Annotated in this window: 18 protein-coding genes; 14 read left to right on the top strand and 4 right to left on the bottom strand. The window is 63.3% G+C overall.

Annotation, left to right across the window (positions count from 1 at the left end):
* The first annotated feature begins 70 nt into the window (after positions 1 to 70).
* Positions 71 to 967 (top strand): LysR family transcriptional regulator, encoded by an 897-nt coding sequence (locus VGU00_RS16955; protein ID WP_327470624.1) that lies wholly within the window; start codon positions 71 to 73, stop codon positions 965 to 967.
* On the opposite strand, the gene VGU00_RS16950 is transcribed toward VGU00_RS16955, so the two are convergent.
* A complete protein-coding gene (locus tag VGU00_RS16950) occupies positions 964 to 2373 on the bottom strand; it encodes a helix-turn-helix domain-containing protein (protein ID WP_327470622.1) in 1410 nt (469 codons plus the stop codon). The genes VGU00_RS16955 and VGU00_RS16950 overlap by 4 nt on opposite strands.
* Positions 2374 to 2483: 110 nt before the next feature.
* Between VGU00_RS16950 and VGU00_RS16945 the strand changes: the two genes are divergently transcribed.
* The 11 genes from VGU00_RS16945 to VGU00_RS16895 all read left to right on the top strand — a co-directional run bounded on the left by VGU00_RS16945 (position 2484) and on the right by VGU00_RS16895 (position 12609).
* Positions 2484 to 4016, top strand: a complete 1533-nt coding sequence (locus VGU00_RS16945) for an acyl-CoA carboxylase subunit beta (RefSeq protein WP_327470620.1) — start codon at positions 2484 to 2486, stop codon at positions 4014 to 4016.
* Positions 4017 to 4023: 7 nt separating this feature from the next.
* Entirely contained in the window at positions 4024 to 4602 is a 579-nt protein-coding gene (locus tag VGU00_RS16940) for a DUF4274 domain-containing protein (protein WP_327470618.1), read from the top strand.
* Positions 4603 to 4606: 4 nt separating this feature from the next.
* Positions 4607 to 5047, top strand: coding sequence for a methylmalonyl-CoA epimerase (gene mce, locus VGU00_RS16935; RefSeq protein ID WP_327470616.1), 441 nt, complete (start codon positions 4607 to 4609; stop codon positions 5045 to 5047).
* A gap of 82 nt (positions 5048 to 5129) precedes the next feature.
* On the top strand, positions 5130 to 7277 hold the full coding sequence (gene scpA / locus VGU00_RS16930; protein ID WP_327470614.1) for a methylmalonyl-CoA mutase: 2148 nt from the start codon (positions 5130 to 5132) through the stop codon (positions 7275 to 7277).
* Entirely contained in the window at positions 7274 to 7714 is a 441-nt protein-coding gene (locus VGU00_RS16925) for a hypothetical protein (RefSeq protein ID WP_327470612.1), read from the top strand. Before scpA ends, VGU00_RS16925 begins: the two co-directional genes overlap by 4 nt.
* An 18-nt stretch (positions 7715 to 7732) precedes the next feature.
* On the top strand, positions 7733 to 8758 hold the full coding sequence (gene bioB, locus VGU00_RS16920; RefSeq protein WP_327470610.1) for a biotin synthase BioB: 1026 nt from the start codon (positions 7733 to 7735) through the stop codon (positions 8756 to 8758).
* Positions 8758 to 9000 (top strand): hypothetical protein, encoded by a 243-nt coding sequence (locus VGU00_RS16915; RefSeq protein WP_327470608.1) that lies wholly within the window; start codon positions 8758 to 8760, stop codon positions 8998 to 9000. The genes bioB and VGU00_RS16915 overlap by 1 nt, the downstream gene beginning before the upstream one ends.
* Positions 8997 to 9389: a lysozyme inhibitor LprI family protein gene (locus tag VGU00_RS16910; RefSeq protein ID WP_327470606.1), complete on the top strand. Its 393-nt coding sequence runs from the start codon at positions 8997 to 8999 to the stop codon at positions 9387 to 9389. Before VGU00_RS16915 ends, VGU00_RS16910 begins: the two co-directional genes overlap by 4 nt.
* 26 nt (positions 9390 to 9415) lie before the next feature.
* A complete protein-coding gene (locus tag VGU00_RS16905) occupies positions 9416 to 10198 on the top strand; it encodes a hypothetical protein (RefSeq protein ID WP_327470604.1) in 783 nt (260 codons plus the stop codon).
* Positions 10199 to 10226: 28 nt separating this feature from the next.
* Positions 10227 to 12233 (top strand): acetyl/propionyl/methylcrotonyl-CoA carboxylase subunit alpha, encoded by a 2007-nt coding sequence (locus VGU00_RS16900; protein WP_327470602.1) that lies wholly within the window; start codon positions 10227 to 10229, stop codon positions 12231 to 12233.
* A gap of 4 nt (positions 12234 to 12237) precedes the next feature.
* Positions 12238 to 12609, top strand: coding sequence for a tRNA-binding protein (locus VGU00_RS16895; RefSeq protein ID WP_327470600.1), 372 nt, complete (start codon positions 12238 to 12240; stop codon positions 12607 to 12609).
* Positions 12610 to 12637: 28 nt separating this feature from the next.
* Here the strand turns inward: VGU00_RS16895 and VGU00_RS16890 are convergent, their stop codons facing one another.
* Positions 12638 to 13243 carry a hypothetical protein gene (locus tag VGU00_RS16890; RefSeq protein ID WP_327470598.1) on the bottom strand — a complete coding sequence of 202 codons (606 nt, stop codon included), beginning with the start codon at positions 13241 to 13243 and terminating at the stop codon, positions 12638 to 12640.
* A gap of 96 nt (positions 13244 to 13339) precedes the next feature.
* Complete coding sequence (locus VGU00_RS16885) at positions 13340 to 14107, bottom strand: cyclase family protein (protein ID WP_327470596.1); 768 nt, start codon at positions 14105 to 14107, stop codon at positions 13340 to 13342.
* Positions 14108 to 14217: 110 nt separating this feature from the next.
* On the opposite strand from VGU00_RS16885, the gene VGU00_RS16880 reads away from it, so the two are divergent.
* Together VGU00_RS16880 and alr are read left to right on the top strand one after the other, a co-directional pair.
* The gene (locus tag VGU00_RS16880) at positions 14218 to 15840 is read left to right on the top strand and encodes an MFS transporter (protein WP_327470594.1); all 1623 of its coding nucleotides are present in this window, start codon (positions 14218 to 14220) and stop codon (positions 15838 to 15840) included.
* 49 nt (positions 15841 to 15889) lie between these two features.
* Positions 15890 to 16939: an alanine racemase gene (gene alr / locus VGU00_RS16875; protein WP_327470593.1), complete on the top strand. Its 1050-nt coding sequence runs from the start codon at positions 15890 to 15892 to the stop codon at positions 16937 to 16939.
* A 136-nt stretch (positions 16940 to 17075) separates the two neighbouring features.
* Here the strand turns inward: alr and VGU00_RS16870 are convergent, their stop codons facing one another.
* Positions 17076 to 20027: a TonB-dependent receptor domain-containing protein gene (locus tag VGU00_RS16870; protein ID WP_327470591.1), complete on the bottom strand. Its 2952-nt coding sequence runs from the start codon at positions 20025 to 20027 to the stop codon at positions 17076 to 17078.
* Positions 20028 to 20507: the final 480 nt, after the last annotated feature.

Below are 20507 nucleotides of genomic sequence, written 5' to 3'. Positions count from 1 at the left end.
AGCGTCGCGCCTTATTGTTGATTAGAATGCGCTTCATCATTTCAGTGATGATTCAAAATCAGGAATGGCGATGGATAACCGGTTCGGCGATATCGAGACGTTTCTGGCGGTGGCGAACGGCGGCAGCCTTGCGGCGGCGGCGAAGACGTTGCGGCTCACACCCTCGGCGGTGAGCCGCAGCATCGCCCGGCTCGAGCAGCGCCTTGGCGTCACGCTGATGCGCCGCACGACGCGGTCGCTCGCGCTGACGGCCGAGGGGCAGGCCTATCGCGAGCGGATGAGCGTGCTGCTCGCCGACATTGCGAGCGTCGAGGCAGGGCTGGGATTGGAGGGGCAGGGGCCGCGCGGGCTGCTCCGCATCAACGCGTCGCCGTCGATCGGCACGATGGGGCTTCTACCGATCCTGCCGCGCTTTACCGCGCGCTATCCCGATATCACCATCGACCTGGCGCTGTCCGACGCGATCGTCGATCTGGTCGAAGAGCGCGCCGACGTTGCGATCCGCATCGGGCCGCTGCGCGACACGAGCCTGCGCGCCAAGAAGCTGGGACATAGCCGCATGCTGCTGGTCGCCAGTCCGGACTATCTGGCGCGGCGCGGGACGCCGCTAACGCCCGACGATCTGGATAGGCATGATTGCCTGCGATTCAGCTTTCGCCGTTCGGTCGACAGCTGGCCGTTTCGCGTCGGCGGCAGGATCGTCCAGCGCCCCGTCCACGGCAGCTTTTTCGGCAATTCGGGCGAGGTCGTGCGCCAGATGGCGGTCGCCGGCGGCGGCATCGCGCGGCACGGCCATTTTCACGTCGCGCAGGACCTGAAGGCAGGGCGACTTGTCGAGGTGCTGCCCGATTTCAATCCCGGCGATGGCGAGGATATCCATGCGCTCTACGCGCCCGAGGATCGCGCTGCAGCCCGCATTCGCGCTTTTCTGGACTTCCTCGATGCGGAGCTGGCGGTCGACGGCTAGCCGATCCGGTACGGCACGACGTCGCGCCGGTCGGGATCGACGAGGATCGGGCGGTCGCTGGGCGGGAAGGCGCGCTGGTCGCAATCGTCGCGCGGGCAGATGCGGCACGACGATCCGATGCGTGTTGCCGCTTGCGGCGCCGCGACATCGACGCCGTCGGCATAGACGAAATCGGCGGCATATTGCGCCTCGCATCCCAGGGCGACGGCGTAGCGACGGGGCGAGCGTGCATAGCTGCCCGACGGTTTCACCAGCCCTTTCGCCATCGAGACATAGCGCAGGCCATCGGGCGTTTCGGCGAGCTGGAACAGGATGCGATCGGGGATCGCGGCCGCTTCGTGGACGATCCACAACGGGCATGCGCCGCCGAAGCGCGCGAATTGCAGCCGGGTGGCGCTGTGCCGCTTGGTGATATTGCCCGCCATGTCGACGCGGCAGAAAAACATCGGGATACCGCGCGCGCCTGGACGCTGGAGCGTCGACAGGCGGTGACACGCCTGCTCGAAGCTGACCCCATATTCGAGGCGCAGACGGTCGAGATCGTGTCGCACCGCGCGTGCGCTCGCCCGAAAGGGAGCGTAAGGCATCAGTACCGCCCCCGCGGCATAGTTGGCTAGGCCGACATGCAGCAGCTGACGCGCGGCGGCGGTGCGTAGCGGCGACGCTTCGACGACCGCCGCAATCTCGTTTGCAAGAGCCAGCGCGGCGAGCTGGTGCGCCAGCTGGAAGCGGCGCGTCTCCGCCGGCTGCGACGGGTCGATCACCAGATGGCGCATCGTCGCGTCGAAATCTCGCAGCGCCTGTGCCTGTCGATAGACGATCGAGATACCTAGCGCGTCGCGCAGCCGGCGCTCGATCGTCTCGATCGCGGGCGACGGGTCGCGACCCCGCAATTGCGCGGCGAGCGTCTCGGCGGCGCGGTCGATGCTGTCGACATAATTGCCCGCGTCGTGGAACCAGTCGCGTACCTCTTCCCACGGCAGGCGGCTGCCCTCGGCTGTGCCGCCGGTCAGCGCCTCGTCGATGATCTGCAGCCGCTGACCCGCGCGGCGATAGGCGGCGTGGAGCGCGACGAACTGGTCGGCGAGCTGCGGTTGCTGGAGCGCGGCGCGTTCGAGCTGTTCGGGGGGCAGGGGCGAGGTGGCGAACAGCGGATCGGCCACAGCCTCGCGCAGCGCGGCCGCACGGCGGTCGCCGGCGTCGGCGGCGACCTCTTCCCATTCGAGCGGGAAGAGTTTTTGGAGGCGGTCGAGGAGCGCCGGCGTGAGCGGGCGGTCGTCATGCTCGATCTGGCTGAGGTAGGAGGCCGAGATGCCGAGCTGGCCCGCGAAGTCGGCCTGCCGGATCGCGCGGGTTTCCCGAAGTTGGCGAAGTTGTCGCCCAGCGTAGAGGCGCGTTGGCTGCATGGCGCGCAGGCTACTTTGCAAATATCGACTTTGCAACTTTGCAAATTCGCATTTGCATCAGAGCGCCGACGGAGGCAGACGGCGCATTCGAGACACAATCGGAGAGCCGCATGTCCGCCAATATCGCCGAAATGGAACGCCGCCGCGCCGCCGCCCGCCTGGGCGGCGGGCAAAAGCGCATCGATGCGCAGCATGCCAAGGGCAAGCTGACCGCGCGCGAGCGGCTCGACGTGCTGCTCGACGAAGGATCGTTCGAGGAACTCGACACCTATGTCGAGCATGATTGCGTCGATTTCGGCATGGATGCGCAGAAGATCCCGGGCGACGGCGTCGTCACCGGGTCGGGAACGATCAACGGCCGCCTCGTCTATGTCTTCAGTCAGGATTTTACCGTGTTCGGCGGATCGCTGTCGAAACGCCATGCCGAAAAGATCTGCAAGGTGATGGACAAGGCGATGCTCGCGGGCGCGCCGGTCATCGGGCTCAACGACAGCGGCGGCGCGCGCATCCAGGAGGGCGTTGCCTCGCTGGGCGGCTATGCCGACGTGTTCCAGAAGAATGTGCTGGCGTCGGGCGTCGTGCCGCAGATCAGCCTGATCATGGGGCCGTGCGCAGGCGGTGCGGTTTACAGCCCCGCGATGACCGACTTCATCTTCATGGTGAAGGATTCGAGCTATATGTTCGTCACCGGGCCCGACGTGGTCAAAACGGTGACCAACGAGGTGGTGACGCAGGAGGAACTGGGCGGCGCGATCACGCACACGACCAAAAGCTCGGTCGCCGATATCGCATTCGAGAATGATATCGAGACGCTGCTCGCGACGCGCGATTTCTTCGACTATTTGCCCGAAAACAACCGCAGCGGAGTCCCGGTCCGCCCCACGAGCGACCCCTATGACCGTGAGGACAAGAGCCTCGACACGCTGATCCCGCCCAATGCGAACCAGCCGTACGACATGCACGAGCTGATCCGCAAAACGGTCGACGAAGGCGATTTCTTCGAGGTGCAGCCGGCGCATGCGGGCAACATCATCTGCGGCTTCGGACGGATCGAGGGGCGCACGATCGGCATCGTTGCGAACCAGCCGCTGGTGCTCGCGGGCGTGCTCGACATCAATTCGTCCAAGAAGGCCGCGCGCTTTGTCCGTTTCTGCGACGCGTTCGAAATCCCGATCGTCACCTTCGTCGACGTCCCCGGCTTCCTGCCCGGCACCGCGCAGGAATATAATGGCATCATCAAGCATGGCGCGAAGCTGCTCTTCGCCTATGCCGAGGCGACGGTGCCCAAGATCACGGTGATCACGCGCAAGGCCTATGGCGGCGCGTACGACGTGATGGCGTCGAAGCATCTGCGCGGCGATTTGAACTATGCCTGGCCGACCGCCGAGATCGCGGTGATGGGCGCAAAGGGCGCGGTGGAAATCATCTTCCGCAGCGACATCGGCGACCCCGAAAAAATCGCCGAGCGTACGAAGGAATATGAAGATCGTTTCGCCAACCCGTTCGTCGCGGCGCAGCGGGGGTATATCGACGAAGTGATCTACCCGCACTCGACGCGGCGGCGGATTGCGCTGGGGTTAAGGAAGCTGCGGAACAAGCAGCTCGAAAACCCGTGGAAGAAGCATGACAATATTCCGTTGTGAGATTGACGTGAAGGCGCCTCCTATCTGCCGCGACTTCGATGCGAAGTTGGATACATACCTCACCCAACAGAGGGCGCTTGCGGTACATGACCCGGAGGACGACTATCGGCTGACATGGCTGCGTGATCGGTCGGGTCCCAACGACTGGCATGTCATCGCGCACTACGGAAATTGGGACTATGTCGAACCCGTTGTTTTGCAATGGATCGTATCGCGGCAAAATTGCGATGCCGCGACCGCGTTGATGATATTCTGGAAAGCTTCACCTGATTTCTACCTAGAGACTGACCAGGACCGGGACGAATTGAACAATAACCAAAATACCGACTACGTTTCGGAAGCGCTGGAGCATTTCGATCTGATCGAATACATCAGGGAAAGATGGTTTGGCGAAGGATATCAGCGAAAGGAGTATTCGTTCGATTATGACCGTGACCTCTGGCCGAACGAGTTTGAAAAACTCGGACAGAGATTTGGTGAAGTCGCTCGAAAATTCCTTCCGATCGAGATGCGAGGGCCGCTGCCTGGCATATTGATAAAGGACGTTCCGTCCAGCGAGGGCTGGAAAGAAGAATGGCTAGGATAACATCATGAAACTAGGCCGCCTCAACCATATCGGCGTTGCAACGCCGTCGATCGCCGACAGCATTGCCTTTTACCGCGACGTGATGGGTGCGACGAAGATTCACGAGCCGTTCGACCTGCCCGAGCAAGGCGTGAAGGTCTGCTTCGTCGATACGCCGGGCGCCGATGGCGCGCTGAACGGCACACAAATCGAGCTGATCGAACCATTGCCCGGCAATGCATCGATCGCGGCTTTCCTGCAAAAGAACCCCGCAGGAGGGCAGCATCATATGTGCTACGAGGTTCCCGACATCCATGCCGCCAAGGCGGAGTTTGAAGCGATGGGCAAGCGGGTGCTCGGCGAGCCGCGGATCGGGGCGCATGGGACGCTGATCTTCTTCCTCCACCCCAAGGATATGGGCGGGGTGCTGACCGAGATTATGGAGACGCCGAAGGGCGATCATTGATTTGTGTACCCCGGCGAAAGCCGGGGCCCATGACTGCACGAGGCCCCGGCTTTCGCCGGGGATCACAACGTAGAGACTGCATATGACCGACAAACCGACCCTCGACCAATGGGCTGCCGCCGCCGACAAGGAAGTGAAGGGCAAGGACCTGACCTGGGCGACGCCCGAGGGGATCGACGTCAAGCCGCTCTATTCGGCCGAAGATGTCACCACCGATCCGGGCCTGCCCGGCTTCGCGCCCTTCACGCGCGGGGTGCGCGCGTCGATGTATGCGGGGCGGCCGTGGACGGTCCGGCAATATGCGGGCTTTTCGACCGCCGAGGAATCGAACGCTTTCTATCGCCGCAACCTCGCCGCAGGGCAAAAGGGCCTCAGCGTCGCCTTCGACCTTGCTACGCACCGCGGTTATGACAGCGACCATCCGCGCGTCGTCGGCGACGTCGGCAAGGCGGGGGTCGCGATCGACAGCGTCGAGGATATGAAGATATTGTTCGACGGCATCCCGCTCGACCAGATGTCGGTGTCGATGACGATGAACGGGGCGGTGATCCCGATCCTCGCCTTCTTCATCGTCGCGGGCGAGGAGCAGGGGGTCGAGCGCAAGCTGCTCGACGGGACCATCCAGAACGACATCCTCAAAGAGTTCATGGTCCGCAACACCTACATCTACCCGCCCGAGCCGAGCATGCGGATCATCTCGGACATCTTCGGCTACACCAGCCGCGAGATGCCGAAGTTCAACAGCATCTCGATTTCGGGCTACCATATGCAGGAAGCCGGCGCGACGCAGGTGCAGGAGCTCGCCTTCACCATCGCCGACGGCGCCGAATATGTGCGCTATGGCGTCGCATCGGGGCTCGACATCGACAAGTTCGCCGGGCGCCTCAGCTTCTTCTTCGCGATCGGCATGAACTTCTTCATGGAGATTGCGAAGCTGCGCGCCGCGCGCGTGCTTTGGCACCGTGTGATGACCAACCTTGGTGCCAAGGACGAGCGCAGCAAGATGCTGCGCACGCACTGCCAGACGTCGGGCGTCTCGCTGACCGAGCAGGACCCCTACAACAACGTCATGCGCACCACGATCGAGGCGATGGCGGCGATGCTCGGCGGCACTCAGTCGCTGCACACCAACGCGCTCGACGAGGCGATCGCGCTGCCGACCGACTTCTCGGCGCGCATCGCACGCAACACCCAGATCGTCATCCAGGAAGAAACCGGGATGACCAAGGTCGTCGATCCGCTCGGCGGCTCTTACTATGTCGAGGCGCTGACGCAGGAATTGGTCGACAAGGCGTGGGAGATCATCGAGCGCGTAGAGAAGGAAGGCGGCATGGCAAAGGCGGTCGCCGCCGGCTGGCCCAAGGCGATGATCGAAACCGCCGCTGCCGCGCGGCAGGCGCGCGTCGACCGCGGCGACGATGTGATCGTCGGGGTGAACAAATATCGCCTCGCGAACGAGGATCTGCTCGAAACGCTGGAAGTCGACAATACGAAGGTCCGCGAGGCGCAGATCGCGCGGATCAACAAGACCAAGGCGCGCCGCGACGAAGCCGCGTGCCAGGCGGCGCTGAAGGCGTTGCGCGATGCGGCGGCGGGCGAGCAGTCGATCGAGAATAACCTGCTCGCGCATGCTGTGGAAGCCGCCCGCGCCCGCGCGACGCTCGGCGAAATCTCGTCGGCGATGGAGGAAAGCTTCGACCGCTATGGCACTCAGCCGACGCCGGTGAAGGGCGTCTATGCCGCGCCTTACGAGGGCGATGCGCGCTGGCAGCAGGTGCTCGACGGCGTCGCGGCGGTCGAGCGCCGGATGGGCCGCAAGCCGAAACTGCTCGTCGCCAAGATGGGGCAGGATGGGCACGACCGCGGCGCGAACGTGATCGCCTCGGCGTTCGGCGACATGGGCTTCGATGTCGTGTCGGGGCCGCTGTTCCAGACGCCCGAGGAAACCGTCGTGCTGGCGCTCGACAGCGGGGTCGACGTCGTCGGGGCGTCGAGCCTTGCCGCCGGTCACAAGACGCTGATCCCCGAACTGATCAACAAGCTTCGCGATGCCGGCCGCAACGACATCAAGGTCATCGCGGGCGGGGTCATCCCGCCGCAGGATTATGACTATCTCCGCGATGCGGGGGTGCAGGGGATTTATGGTCCCGGCTCGAACGTCGTCGAGTGCGCTGCCGATGTGCTGCGCCTGCTCGGCCATAATATGCCGCCATTGGAGGATGCCGCATGATCCGAGCACTGGGCCTGATATTGGCCGGACTGGCGGCCAGTCCGTCGGTTGCCGCCGAGGCGGAAAGCCGCGCGAGCGAATATCGCCCCGACATAAGTGTCGAGCATGTCTATCGCCAACAGATCGACGACGTCTATTTCACCGACTGGTTCGCGCGCCTGGAGAGCGCGAAGGGCCCCTGGCGCGATGTCTATTTCGAGACGAGCGACAAGTTCGTGAACAAGGGCATCATCCGCCTCAACTGCGACGATCCCGAAGCCGATATCGACCTGACGCTCTACAGCACCGGCGTCTATGGCAGTGACGCCGACCGCCGCGAGGTGACGGTGCCCTATGCCGACCGCCGCGCGTGGGCCGACGGTGGTTACGAACCGCTGGCGGGCGAGACTCCGCCGTTCGAATTCTATAGCGCCGCGCTGACGCGCTTCTGCAAATAACAAAAAGGGTCGAAATCCATGAACCTCTCCCACACCGCCGAACAGGACGACCAGCCGCGCACCGACTGGACGCGCGAGGAAATCGCCGAACTGTTCGACCTGCCGTTCGACGAACTGATGTGGGAGGCGCAGGGCGTCCACCGCCGTTACCATGCGCGCGGCGAGGTTCAGCTTTGCACGCTTCTGTCGATCAAGACCGGCGGCTGCGTCGAGGATTGCGGCTATTGCTCGCAGTCGAAGAGCGCCGATAGCGGCCTCAAGGCCACCAAGCTGATGGACGTGCGCGCGGTGCTGCAATCGGCGGCACAGGCGAAGGATTCGGGATCGAAGCGTTTCTGCATGGGCGCTGCGTGGCGCAACCCCAAGGACCGCGACATGCCCGCGATCGTCGAGATGATCGAGGGCGTGCGCCAGATGGGCATGGAAACCTGCATGACGCTGGGCATGCTGACGAAGGAACAGGCGCAGACGCTCGCGGTCGCGGGGCTCGACTATTACAACCATAATATCGACACGAGCCCTGAGAATTACGAGAATATCATCTCGACGCGGACGTTTCAGGATCGCCTCGACACGCTTGAGGAAGTCCGCAATGCGGGGATCAACGTCTGTTCGGGCGGGATCGTCGGGCTGGGTGAGACGCGCACCGACCGCGTCGGTTTCATCCACGCGCTCGCGACGCTCGAACGCCATCCCGAAAGCGTGCCGGTCAACGCGCTGGTGCCGGTGAAGGGCACCGTGCTCGGCGACATGCTGGCGGACACGCCGCTCGCGAAGATCGACGATATCGAATTCGTCCGCACGATCGCGGTCGCGCGCATCACGATGCCGAAGTCGATGGTCCGCCTGTCGGCGGGCCGCGAGAGCATGTCGGAAGCGACGCAGGCTTTGTGCTTCATGGCGGGCGCGAACAGCATCTTCACCGGCGACAAGCTGCTCACCACCGGCAACCGCGGCGACAATGCCGACGCGGCGCTGTTCGCGAAGCTCGGGATCGTGCCGATGACGAGCGAAGAGCCGATGCGGATGGAAGCGGCCGAATAGTGACGCGCAAGCCGTTCCTGGCCCTGCTCACGTCGCTGCTATTGCTGCCCGCGTCCTGCGCGTGCGGCTATACGGCAAACCGGATGCAGGGGGTGCGGATCGGCGCCGAGGGCGGCACGGCGTCGCCGTTGTGGGCCGAGAATATGCTGTGGGTCGGCGCGCTGGCGCTGATGCTGCTGTGGGCCCGGCAGGTGTCGAAAATCTATCGGGCCGAGCCGGCGGCGAAGGAGATGGACGAATGATGTTGATGTCGTTGATGCTGCTCGCTGCGGCTGCGCAGGACCCCGAGATCGACTGCGGCAATGCCATGGCGCAGTTCGAACTCAATGCCTGCGCCTATAAGGAGTATGAGCACGCCGACGCGGCGATGAACGCGCAGTGGAAGATTACCTCGGCGCGCATGAAGGTCATCGACACCGATTTCGACAGCACGCAGGACGGTCGCCCCGGCTATTTCGATACACTGCTCGCCGGGCAGCGCGCGTGGCTGACGTACCGCGACAAGCATTGCGCGAGCGAGGGGTACACGATGCGGGGAGGGTCGGCCGAGCCGATGGTGATCAGCGGGTGCAAGGCCCAACTGACCGACGCCCGCACCAAGCAGCTTAAAGAGCTGATTGAGGAATATTGAGGGTGAGGCGGGGCCTTCTGCTTTTGTTGGGCGCCGTCGCCCTTGCCGGCTGTGTCCGAAACGATCCCGCCTTGAAGGATGAAGGCGAATATTCGTCATCCGGGTGGCTTGTTTTGACGATGAAGGAAGATGGCCGGGAAAAGGCCGTGAGTACCGCGATCATTTCGGATGAGACGAGATGGAATGAGCTCACCTGGGATTTTCCGTGGCCGTTTCTTCTCCGTGTTTCCCGATCATCCAGCAGGATCGGCCAATCCATCGCGCCCACGGTTCGTATGAAAAGCGGCGATATGACGCTTTTACTGACCGACAAAAATGGAAGTAACTGGCTCGATCAATTGTCCAGAAATGGCATAGTCGGGCGCCATAGCCGTTGCCCGTACGGGTATAGAAAAAATGCGAAAAATGGTGCGGTCGAGCCGGAACTGTCGCCATATTTCTTGCTGTCGGATGGCAAGGGAAATGCCTTCCGTGCGATCGATGTTTCAGAATTGCCCGAAGGTGTCGGGCTCGTCTCACTCTGCGTCAACGATAAGCCTACGGGGGAAATTCTCGAGACGCGCAATTCCGTCTGGCAAAAATTCATGCACGAGATTGTCCCTTCCGGCGAATATCCGCTGAATATCGGGCCGGCCAGCTTTTTCCAAGGGGATCGCATTGGGCCCGACACCATGTCTGACGCCGAGGCAAAGGCCTTTCAGGATGACGTCTTGGCTAGAATCGCGGCGAAATGCGCCGCGCCGAAAGATCCGCACCTGATCGCGGCCTGCGCCAGGCAAAAAGAAGCGCAGAATTGGAAGCAGTTTTAAAACAATCTGAAATCGAGATGGAAGAGCCATGTTCAAGAAGATCCTGATCGCCAACCGCGGTGAAATCGCCTGCCGCGTCATCAAGACCGCGCGGCGCATGGGCATCGCGACCGTCGCCGTCTATTCGGACGCCGACGCGCGCGCGCCCTTTGTGCAGATGGCCGACGAGGCGGTGCATATCGGCGCCTCGCCTGCGTCCGAATCCTATCTGATCGCCGACAAGATCATCGCCGCGTGCAAGGCGACTGGCGCCGAAGCGGTGCATCCGGGCTATGGCTTCCTGTCGGAGCGCACGAGCTTCGCCGAGGCGCTGGCGAAGGAAAATATCGCCTTCATCGGCCCGCCGGTGAATGCGATCGCCGCGATGGGCGACAAGATCGAGTCGAAGAAGCTTGCGAAGGAAGCGGGGGTCAACGTCGTCCCCGGCTTCGTCGGCGAGATCCGCGATACCGAGCATGCGGTCGAGATTTCGAACGAGATCGGCTATCCGGTGATGATGAAGGCGTCGGCGGGCGGCGGCGGCAAGGGCATGCGCCTCGCCTATGACGAAAAGGACGTCCGTGAAGGCTTCGAGGCGACGAAGCGCGAGGGGCTGAACAGCTTCGGCGACGACCGGGTATTCATCGAGAAGTTCATTTTGAACCCGCGGCACATCGAGATCCAGATCCTCGGCGACCAGCACGGCAACACGCTCTATTTGAACGAGCGCGAATGCAGCATCCAGCGCCGCCATCAGAAGGTCGTGGAAGAGGCGCCGTCGCCTTTCGTGTCGCCCGAAATGCGCAAGGCGATGGGCGAGCAGTGCGTCGCACTCGCGAAGGCGGTCGGCTATTACAGCGCGGGCACGGTCGAGCTGATCGTCTCGGGCGCCGACCCGACGGGCGAAAGCTTCTACTTCCTCGAAATGAACACGCGGCTGCAGGTCGAGCATCCGGTGACCGAGGCGATCACCGGCATCGACCTGGTCGAGCAGATGATCCGCGTCGCCGCGGGCGAAAAGCTCGAGATGACGCAGGACGATGTGAAGATCGACGGCTGGGCGATCGAGAACCGCGTCTATGCCGAAGACCCGTACCGCGGCTTCCTGCCCTCGACCGGACGCCTCGTCCGCTACCGCACGCCGGTTCCGGCGTGGGAAGGCGACGAGCGCGGGGTGGATGGCGTGCGCGTCGACGCGGGCGTGGAAGAGGGCGGCGAAGTGTCGATCTTCTACGACCCGATGATCGCCAAGCTGGTGACATGGGGCGCGACACGCGACGAAGCCGCCGACCTGCAGATCGCGGCGCTCGACCGTTTCGAACTCGAAGGGCTCGGCCACAATATCGATTTCGTCTCGGCGATCATGCAGCACCCGCGTTTCCGCTCGGGCGAGCTGACGACGGGCTTTATCGCGGAGGAATATCCCGAGGGTTTCCACGGCGCGCCGACCGACGCGAAGATTTCGTGCGCACTCGCCGCCATCGCCGGCTTCATGGCGAGCGCCGAGGCCGACCGCGCGCGGCGGACCGACGGCCAGCTCGGCGACCGGCTCGAACCGCCCGCGAAGTGGCAGGTGTCGATCGACGGCACGCCGCACAAGGTCAAGATCGGCGCGAAGCATATCAAGGTCGAAGGCGACAAGATCGACATCGCGCTCGAATATACGCCGGGCGACCGGCTGGTGGTTGCCGAGATCGACGGGACCGAACTAGCGGTGAAAGCCCTGAAGACGCGCACCGGTTGGAAGATGACGACGCGCGGGCATATCCACGACGTGCGCGTGCTGCCCTGGCATATCGCATCGCTGACCCGGCATATGATCGAAAAGATCCCGCCCGATCTGTCGAAATTCCTCATCTGCCCGATGCCGGGCCTGCTCGTCACGCTGCATGTGGGCGAGGGCGACAAGGTCGAGGCCGGCCAGCCGCTCGCGACGGTCGAGGCGATGAAGATGGAAAATATCCTCCGCGCCGAAAAATCGGGGGTCGTGAAGACGGTCAACGCTGCGCAGGGCGATAGCTTGGCCGTCGACGCGGTGATTTTGGAGATGGAGTAACGCCTTGCACGTCAATCACGATCAGGATGCACCGGCAGCGGAGGCGATCGGCTTCGACGATTTCCTCCGCGTCGACATCCGCATCGGCACCATCGTCGAGGCCGAGCCCTTTCCCGAGGCGCGCAAGCCCGCGTTCAAGCTGAAGATCGACTTCGGTCCGGCGATCGGGGTGAAGAAGAGCAGCGCGCAGATCGTCGACCGTTATGCGCTGGAAGAACTGGCGGGGCGGCAGGTCGCCGCGGTCGTCAACTTCCCGCCGCGCCAGATCGGTAAATATATGTCCGAAGTTTTGACGCTGGGGTTCGCCGACGAAGAGGGTGCGGTGATCCTGTTCGCGCCCGACCGCGCGGTACCGAACGGGTCGCGCCTGTTCTGACGAAGGGCTCGCTAGGGCGGGAGCGCGGCTAAGCCGACCCTCGCGCCAGAATGGGCGACAGTTGCTCAAGCCCGCCCGGAGCATCTTCCCAGAATGCGGACATGCCATTCGGATAGCGCTCGACCAGGTCGGCCAACAGCGGCGCGGCGCGAGGCTCAAGAAGCCGTGCCAGCCAGCCGGACAAGGGCATCCCGGCGTAAGCTGCACCGCATAATATACTCTCCGCCCGGCTGCCGACGAGCCAGCCCTCTGCCCCGTCCCTCAAATCCTGCTCAAGCGCGTAATCGAACCACGCATCGACAAACTGCCACACGGCTTCTCTTTCGAGCGTTTCCCATGTGGTCCAGCGGGCACGCGCGAGTTTCCCGAGCACAATCTCCGTGTCTGGAATCTCGAAAGGCGAAAATGCGGAAAGGTCAAAAATGCGCGGCAACAGGTAGCGAAAATCGCGGTCGCCCCCCACGGTGAGATAAGCACCGGTAATGTACCGCCAGAGCACCTTTCCGCTCAACTCCCGCAATGGCGTGCTCAGCAGGACATCGACACCGCGCGTGTCGATGCAGCAGGGGCAGCCTTCTATAACGGGGGGCGGCGGCGCCGAGAAAACATCATATAGTTTTTCAAGCGCAGCCACCAGGTTCGGGTGTTGTGGAATAGGCGCCGGCGCATTCATGTCGCGACGATACGGTCGAGCTTCAATGTCCGCAACCGGCTGGAACAATCGTTTGGTTTAGCCGTCCACCAGCGCCACCGCCCTGATCCACCCCGCGCTCGCGCGCTCGATCTTCACCGGGAAGCAGCTGAAGGTGAAGCCCGTCGCGGGGATCGCGGCGAGATTAGTCAGCTTCTCGATCTGGTAATAGGGCCTGATGCGCCCCGCCTTATGGCCTTCCCAGATGATCGACGGGTCGCGCGTTTCGGCCCAGCGTTTTGCGGTGTGGCTGAACGGCGCGTCCCAGCTCCACGCGTCGGTGCCGACGACCTGAACGCCGCGCTCGGTGAGGTAGAGCGTCGCCTCGGCGCCCATGCCGCAGCCCTGATCGGTGAAGTTGTCGGTGCCGTAGATCGCGCCCGACTGGACAAGCACGATGTCGAGCGGCTGGAGGTCGTGGCCGATCCGCGCGAGTTCAGCCTCTACCTCGGCGCCGCTGACGACATGGCCGTGCGGGCGGTCCGAAAAGTCGAGTTTCACGCCGGGGCGAAAGAACAGGTCGAGCGGCGCCTCGTCGATCGACGGGGCAGGCGAGGCGCCGCTGTCGGTCGTCGAATGATAATGCCAGGGCGCATCCATATGCGTGCCGTTGTGCGTGCTCAGCGACAGCATCTCGACCGCCCAGCCTTCGCCGTCGGGCAAATCCTCGCGCGTCAGGCCGGGGAAGAACATCGCGATCTGCTCCCACGTATTTTCATGGGTCATATAGGTGATGTTGGGGCGCATCACCGGCGGGTCGGAGACGACGTCGTTGGTGATCGGGATCGAAAGGTCGATGAACTGCATGGGCGGTATCCTGCCACCGGAATGACGCTACGCCAAGAAGGCTTGCGCGGCGGCGCTTGCCCGGTAGAGAAGAGCGAAAGCCCCATGCAAACCGGGGCGGGGGAGAGTATATGACCGAGAGTGCCGCCGCCGGAAACGGGGCCGTTTACGAACCGACCGCGAAAGACATTCGCATGGTCATCGCCGCATCGTCGGCGGGCACGGTGTTCGAATGGTATGATTTCTTCATCTACGGCACGCTCGCGGCGATCATCGGCAAGGCCTTCTTCCCCAGCGACAATGCGACGCTCGAAATCCTGCTCGTCTGGGCGGGCTTCGCGGTCGGTTTCGGTTTCCGCCCGCTCGGCGCGGTGCTGTTCGGCTTTCTCGGCGACCGGCTGGGGCGCAAATATACCTTCCTCGTCACCGTCACGCTGATGGGCATCGCCACCGCGGGCGTGGGCATGATCCCGTCGGCGGCGTCGATCGGCATCGTCGCGCCGATCATCGTCATCCTGCTCCGCGTGCTGCAGGGCCTCGCGCTCGGCGGCGAATATGGCGGTGCGGCGGTCTATGTCGCCGAACATTCGCCGCCCGGAAAGCGCGGTTTCTATACCAGCTTCATCCAGGCGAGCGTCGTCGGCGGTTTCGTGCTCAGCCTGATCGTCGTGCTCGGCTGCAAGGCATTGATGCCCGATGCCGTGTGGGAGAGCTGGGGATGGCGCGTGCCGTTCCTGCTTTCGCTGATCCTGCTCGCCATCTCGCTGTGGATGCGTCTCAAACTGTCCGAAAGCCCGGTGTTCCAGGCGATGAAGGCCGAGGGCGAACTGGCCAAGAACCCGCTCAAGGAAAGCTTCACCTATCCCGGCAATCTCCGCCGCATCTTCATCGCGCTGTTCGGTATCGCGGCGGGGCTGACCGTGATCTGGTACACGGCGATGTTCTCGGGCTTGTCCTTCCTGAAAGGCCCGATGAAGGTCGAGGATACCGCCGCCGAAATCATCGTCGGCTGCGCTGCGGCGGTCGGGATGGGCTTTTTCATCTGGGCCGGGCGCCTGTCGGACCGGATCGGACGCAAGAAGCCGATCGTCTGGGGCTATGCCGCGACGCTCGTGCTGCTCTTCCCGCTGTTCTGGTGGATGGGCAGCGTCGGCAATCCGGCGCTGTCGGCCGCGGCCGAGCGCGCGCCGGTGACGGTCACGGGTTCGCGATGCAGCTTCGATCCGTTCGCGCAGAAACAGGAAACCGCCTGCGGGCGGACGCTGGGCGAGTTGACCAAGCTCGGTGTGCCCTACACGGTCGTCCAGACCGACGGCGGTTTCGACAGCGTCAAGATCCGGATCGGCGAGCGCGAGGTCGCGAGCGAGGATCCGGCGCTGCTCCAGCCGGCGCTGGAAGCCTTGGGCTATGATTTCGCGAAACAGGTCCCCGACGCCGGCAGCATCGTCATCATCTTCCTTGCGCTGCTCGGCCTCAGCGCGCTGTCGGGTTTCACCTATGGGCCGGTCGCGGCATTGCTTTCCGAAATGTTCCCGCCGCATGTGCGCTATTCGTCGCTATCGATCCCCTATCATATCGGCACCGGCTATTTCGGCGGTTTCCTGCCTTTGATCGCGAGCTTCATCGTCGCAAAGACCGGAAACGCCTATGCGGGGCTCTGGTATACATGGGGCGTCGTACTGGTCGCCTTCCTCGTCACCGCCTTCATGCTGAAGGACCCGGTCGAGGGGCAGTGGGACAAGCCGGCAAGCTAAGCCGATCGGCCCCATTGGCGCGGCGCGCGAAGCCGTCTAGGGCAAGCGCATGATTGCCATCCCTTCGCCGCTCCGTCTTCGCCTGATGTCCGATGCGCTGGTTGCCAACTGGCGCTGGCTTGCCGCGCAAAGCGGCGGCGCGGCGTGCGGCGCAGCGATCAAGGCCGACGGTTACGGGCTCGGCGCGCGCGCGGTGATGCAGCATCTGGCGGCCGCGGGCTGCCGCGATTTCTTCGTCGCGACCTGGATCGAGGCGGCGGCGCTGATGCCGCTGCCGCGGGGCGTATCGCTGTCGGTGCTGCACGGCGTCGGCGCCGACGACATGGTCGCCGCCCGCACCATCCCCGCGCGCCCCGTGCTCGGCAGTATCGAACAGGTCCGCCGCTGGCGCGAGGCGGGGGAAGGGCGGCCGTGCGATGTGATGGTCGACACCGGGATGAGCCGGCTTGGCCTCCGCCCCGAAGAGGCGACGAGCGGCGCGCTCGACGGGCTGGCGATCGAAACGTTGCTCAGCCATCTAGCCTCGGCCGATGAGGATAGCGAGCAGAATGGCCGCCAGCTCGCGGCGTTTTGCGCATTGAGGCAGACCATTCCGGCGCGGCGTTACAGCCTCGCGAACAGTGCGGGCGTCTGTCTTGGCGCCGACTATGCGTTCGATCTTACGCGTCCGGGGCTGGCGCTTTATGGCGGTACCCCGCGCGGCGAGGCGGCGGGGCATATTCGCCAGGTCGTGTTTCCCGAGGCGCGGGTTCTGCAAGTGCGGAGCGTGCGCGCGGGCGAGACGGTCGGTTATGGCGCGACATGGACGGCGCAACGCGATTGTCGGATCGCTGTCGCCAATATGGGATACGCCGATGGCTATTTGCGCTGCCACGCGGGAACCGGTGCCGGCGCGACGTGGCAGACGCGCGCGATTCCGCTTGTCGGCCGCGTGTCGATGGACCTGATCGCGTTCGACGTGAGCGGAGCGGGCGCGATCGGCGAGGGCGACTGGATCGGTCTCGACTATGACCTGCCGACGGCGTCGGCAGCGAGCGGGCTGTCGCAATATGAACTGCTCACCGGGCTAGGCAGCCGGTTCGAGCGCTATTGGCGGTAACGACTTGGCGCCGGATTGAAAAAGGGCGCCCAAGCGGGCGCCCTTTTCCATTTCTATCGTAAATATCGGCGCGGATGCGACCGATCGCGGCGGCCTTGCTATTCTGCAAGGACGCCGCGGATATGTCCCTACCCGATCAGAACACCTTTGCGGTGAAGTTGAGGTAGAAAGTCCGACCGGTGAAATCATAGCCGCTGTACAGCGGGGAATTCCCCAGACGGTTGAACACATAGGCCGAAATCTGCGGCGGTTCCTTGTCGGTGAAATTCTTCACACCACCGGTGATCGTGAAGTTGTCGAGCTTGAACCGGACCGACGCCGAATGCGTGAAATAATTCGGCGTAGCAAACTGGTAGATGCTGTTGTTCCGGTCTTCGCCAACGGCTTCGAAGCTGTCCATTTTGCCGACCCAGTTGAGGCCGTAATAGAAGCTCACCTTGCCGATGTCGTAGGTCACGTCGAGATCGCCCGTCCACTTGGGCAGGTAGATCTCGCCATTGTCATCGTCGAGCGGGTCGTTCGGATTGATGTTGCTTGCCTGCTCGAGATACCGGGTTGCGCCGGCATTCACACGCAGGGTCGTTTCACCGATCGGCACGACATAACGCAGGTTGAAGTCAAGACCACGAACCTTGTTGGTCGCAATGTTGATGAACGCGTTCGTCACCGTTGCGCGATACGGGTTGGTGCTGTCCGCCGCGTCACGCACGACGAACTGGCACAGCTCGCCGCCGTTGGTGCCCGAAGCGAACTGCGGGTCGTTGTAGCAGGACGAGATGATGTTCCCGCCACCGAACTGCGCGACGCCGTTGTTGATCTCGATGTTGAAATAATCAACCGCGAGTTCGAACTTCCCGACCGAAGCCGGCAGCGGCGGCTGAATGATCGTACCGACCGTCCAGCTCTTCGACGTTTCGGCCTTGATGCCGCTGTCGGCGCCGCCGGTGGTCAGCACGCGTACGCTCTGGCCGAGGGGCGATCCTGCCTGACCATTGCCGTAGCTGGTCGGGATGCCCGCCGCCTGGCAATTTTTGAAGATCGTCGTCGACGGATCGCGGGTGCCATATTGGAAGCAGGGATCGACGTTGTTCGAAAGGAAGCCGGCCGTGGGGGCCTGGAACTGTTCCGACAGCGCCGGGGCGCGATAGGAGGTCCCGTAGGTGCCACGGAACGACAGTGCCTCGATCGGCGACCAGACGGCACCGAGCTTGTACGTCCAGCCGTCGCCATAGCTGTCATAATCGGTGTAACGCACCGATCCGTTGAGCGACAGCACGTTGAAGAACGGCCGATCGGCGAGGATCGGCAGATCGATTTCGCCGAACACTTCCTTCACCGCGTCCTTGCCCTGCGTGATCCCGGCAGTCGAGAAGGAGTAGAGCTGACCCGTCTGCTGTTCGATCGGCGGTTGGTCGTCGATCTTCTGCTTGCGATATTCGGCGCCGATGGCAATGCCGACGTCGCCGCCGGGCAGGGTGAAGAGGTTACCGCTGACCTGGCCCGAAACCGTCGTTTCCCAGAACTTCGTCGTACCGCCGACTTCCGGCGCGACGAAATCGAGATAGTCCTGCGGGATGGCGCCGTTGACGACATCGCCAGTCAGGCGCGGTGCCGCGACGCAACCGTTCGAAGTGTCGCGGCAAACGAAGCCGCCGGACCCGTTGGGAACGACATCCATCGCCTGGATCATCCGCGACGTGATCAGCTGCTGGAAGAAATATTCGCCCTTATTGTAGGATTTCCCGAAATAAAGGTCGTAGGTCCAGTCCTTCCACGGCAGGTTGCCGCGGATGCCGCCGCCGAACCGCATATAATCGACGCGCTGCCGGCCGCGATAGTTGCGGCTGGTGAACGCGCGCACGCCGACGGCGCGGCCGCCCGACTGGTCGGTTGCACCGATGTTCGAGAATTGCAGCTCGGTCGGGATGAGCGGGCTGCCCGCCCAATAGTCGATGATCGCCTGGAAGAAGGTCGGCTGGGTCGATTCACGGCGGGTGAAAAGGCCATCGAAATAGATTTCGGCATCGCCGAGGGCGTTGAGTTGGAAGTCGCCCTGCAGATAGCCGCTATAGTTGGTGGTCGGCGAAATCAGCGCACGATTGAAATAATTGTCGTTGATCGTGTCGCGATTGCCGAGACCCGACGAGCCGCCGTTGTTGACGCCTTCCCAACCGGGGACACTGCCGCCGGCTGCCGGATTGAAGCGGAAGCGGTTGAAGGTCCCGATCGCGGGATTGCCCGGGCCGCCCGCTGCACCGGCGCGTGTGCTGGTGCCGATGGTGTTGACGGTCACGCCGTCGACGCCGGTAAAGCCGGTCGGATAGCATTTGGGCTTGCCGGTCTTCGGATCGACGAAATCGCCCGAACCGAACGGCTGCCCCGGTGCCGACGCAATATATTCGGTCTGGCAACGCAGATATTTGTGCGCGTCGAACTTCAGAATGTCGCGATCGTAGATTTCGAACGAACCCGAAATGTTGAAGCGGTCGCTGCTGTAGCCGCCGATCACGGCGATACGGCGGGTGATGCCCTGGCCGACTTCGGGGATCGAGACACCGCCGTCGAGGGTCAGGCCCTTGGTCTTGCGGTCGGTGATGATGTTGACAACGCCGGCGATCGCGTCCGAGCCGTAGATCGACGAGGCACCGTCCTTGAGGATTTCGATGCGCTCCACGATCGCGTTGGGCAGGACGTTAAGGTCCGCCGATGCCACGCTGCCGCTGGTGCCCGACGGGGCGAGGCGGCGGCCGTTGAGCATGATCAGGGTACGCGCAGGGCCGAGGCTGCGGAGCGACAGGGTGTTGGCACCCGGACCGCCGCCGGTGATGAAACCGGTGAAGGTGTTGTCGATCTGGCGTGCGCCCGCGGTGACCGAAGTGCTCTGCAGGATTTCCGACGTCGAGTTGAAGCCGGCGACGGTGGAATCGTCACGGGTCAGGACGGTGATCGGCGAAGGCGAATTGAAACTGTCGCGGCGAATGCGCGAGCCGGTGACGACAATGGCGTCTTTGGCGCTGGCGTCGTCTTCCTGTACGGTGGTCGTCTCGTCCGCCGAAGCGGCTTCCTGTGCAAGCACAGGCTGGCTCACGGATATTGCCACTGCAAACGCAGCAGCACCCAAAAGCAGGTGCGTCTTATTCATCAATGTAACTCCCCGGTTGGCCCGTTCAAAATCTAAGATGAACGGATTGCCTTTTAGAGAGCCCGAAAAAAACGCGAGCACAAGCCCCGCATGGCAAATTTGTGTCAGTGATACTTCTGACCCGTGTCTTTGTGTCATTTTGGCAACACCCGGCGACGCTTGCGCTGGCATGCTTCAAATAATATGCTTATGTTCCAGCGACATGAAACACCCCGAAGACACCAGGTGGGCGCTGATAGTTTCGCCGGAAACGTTTCCGGTGCAACTAAATTGCGTTTGAGCCTGTGCGCGGGCCCCAGCGCAGCGAGCATGCGGGCGCCGCCGACCCAAGGGTTTCTGCACGACGAAGCAATCCCTCCCGAGCGGCTGTGCCCGTGCGTCGGGTAGCGAATCGGTTTCTCTGGAGCGCGTGGCAGGGTGTTTGTG

The organism is Sphingopyxis sp. (assembly GCF_035944815.1).
In the GTDB taxonomy this organism is placed as follows: Bacteria; Pseudomonadota; Alphaproteobacteria; order Sphingomonadales; family Sphingomonadaceae; genus Sphingopyxis.
The sequence above is the reverse complement of the archived record's forward strand: the minus strand, read 5'-3'. Positions and strand labels throughout refer to the sequence as shown.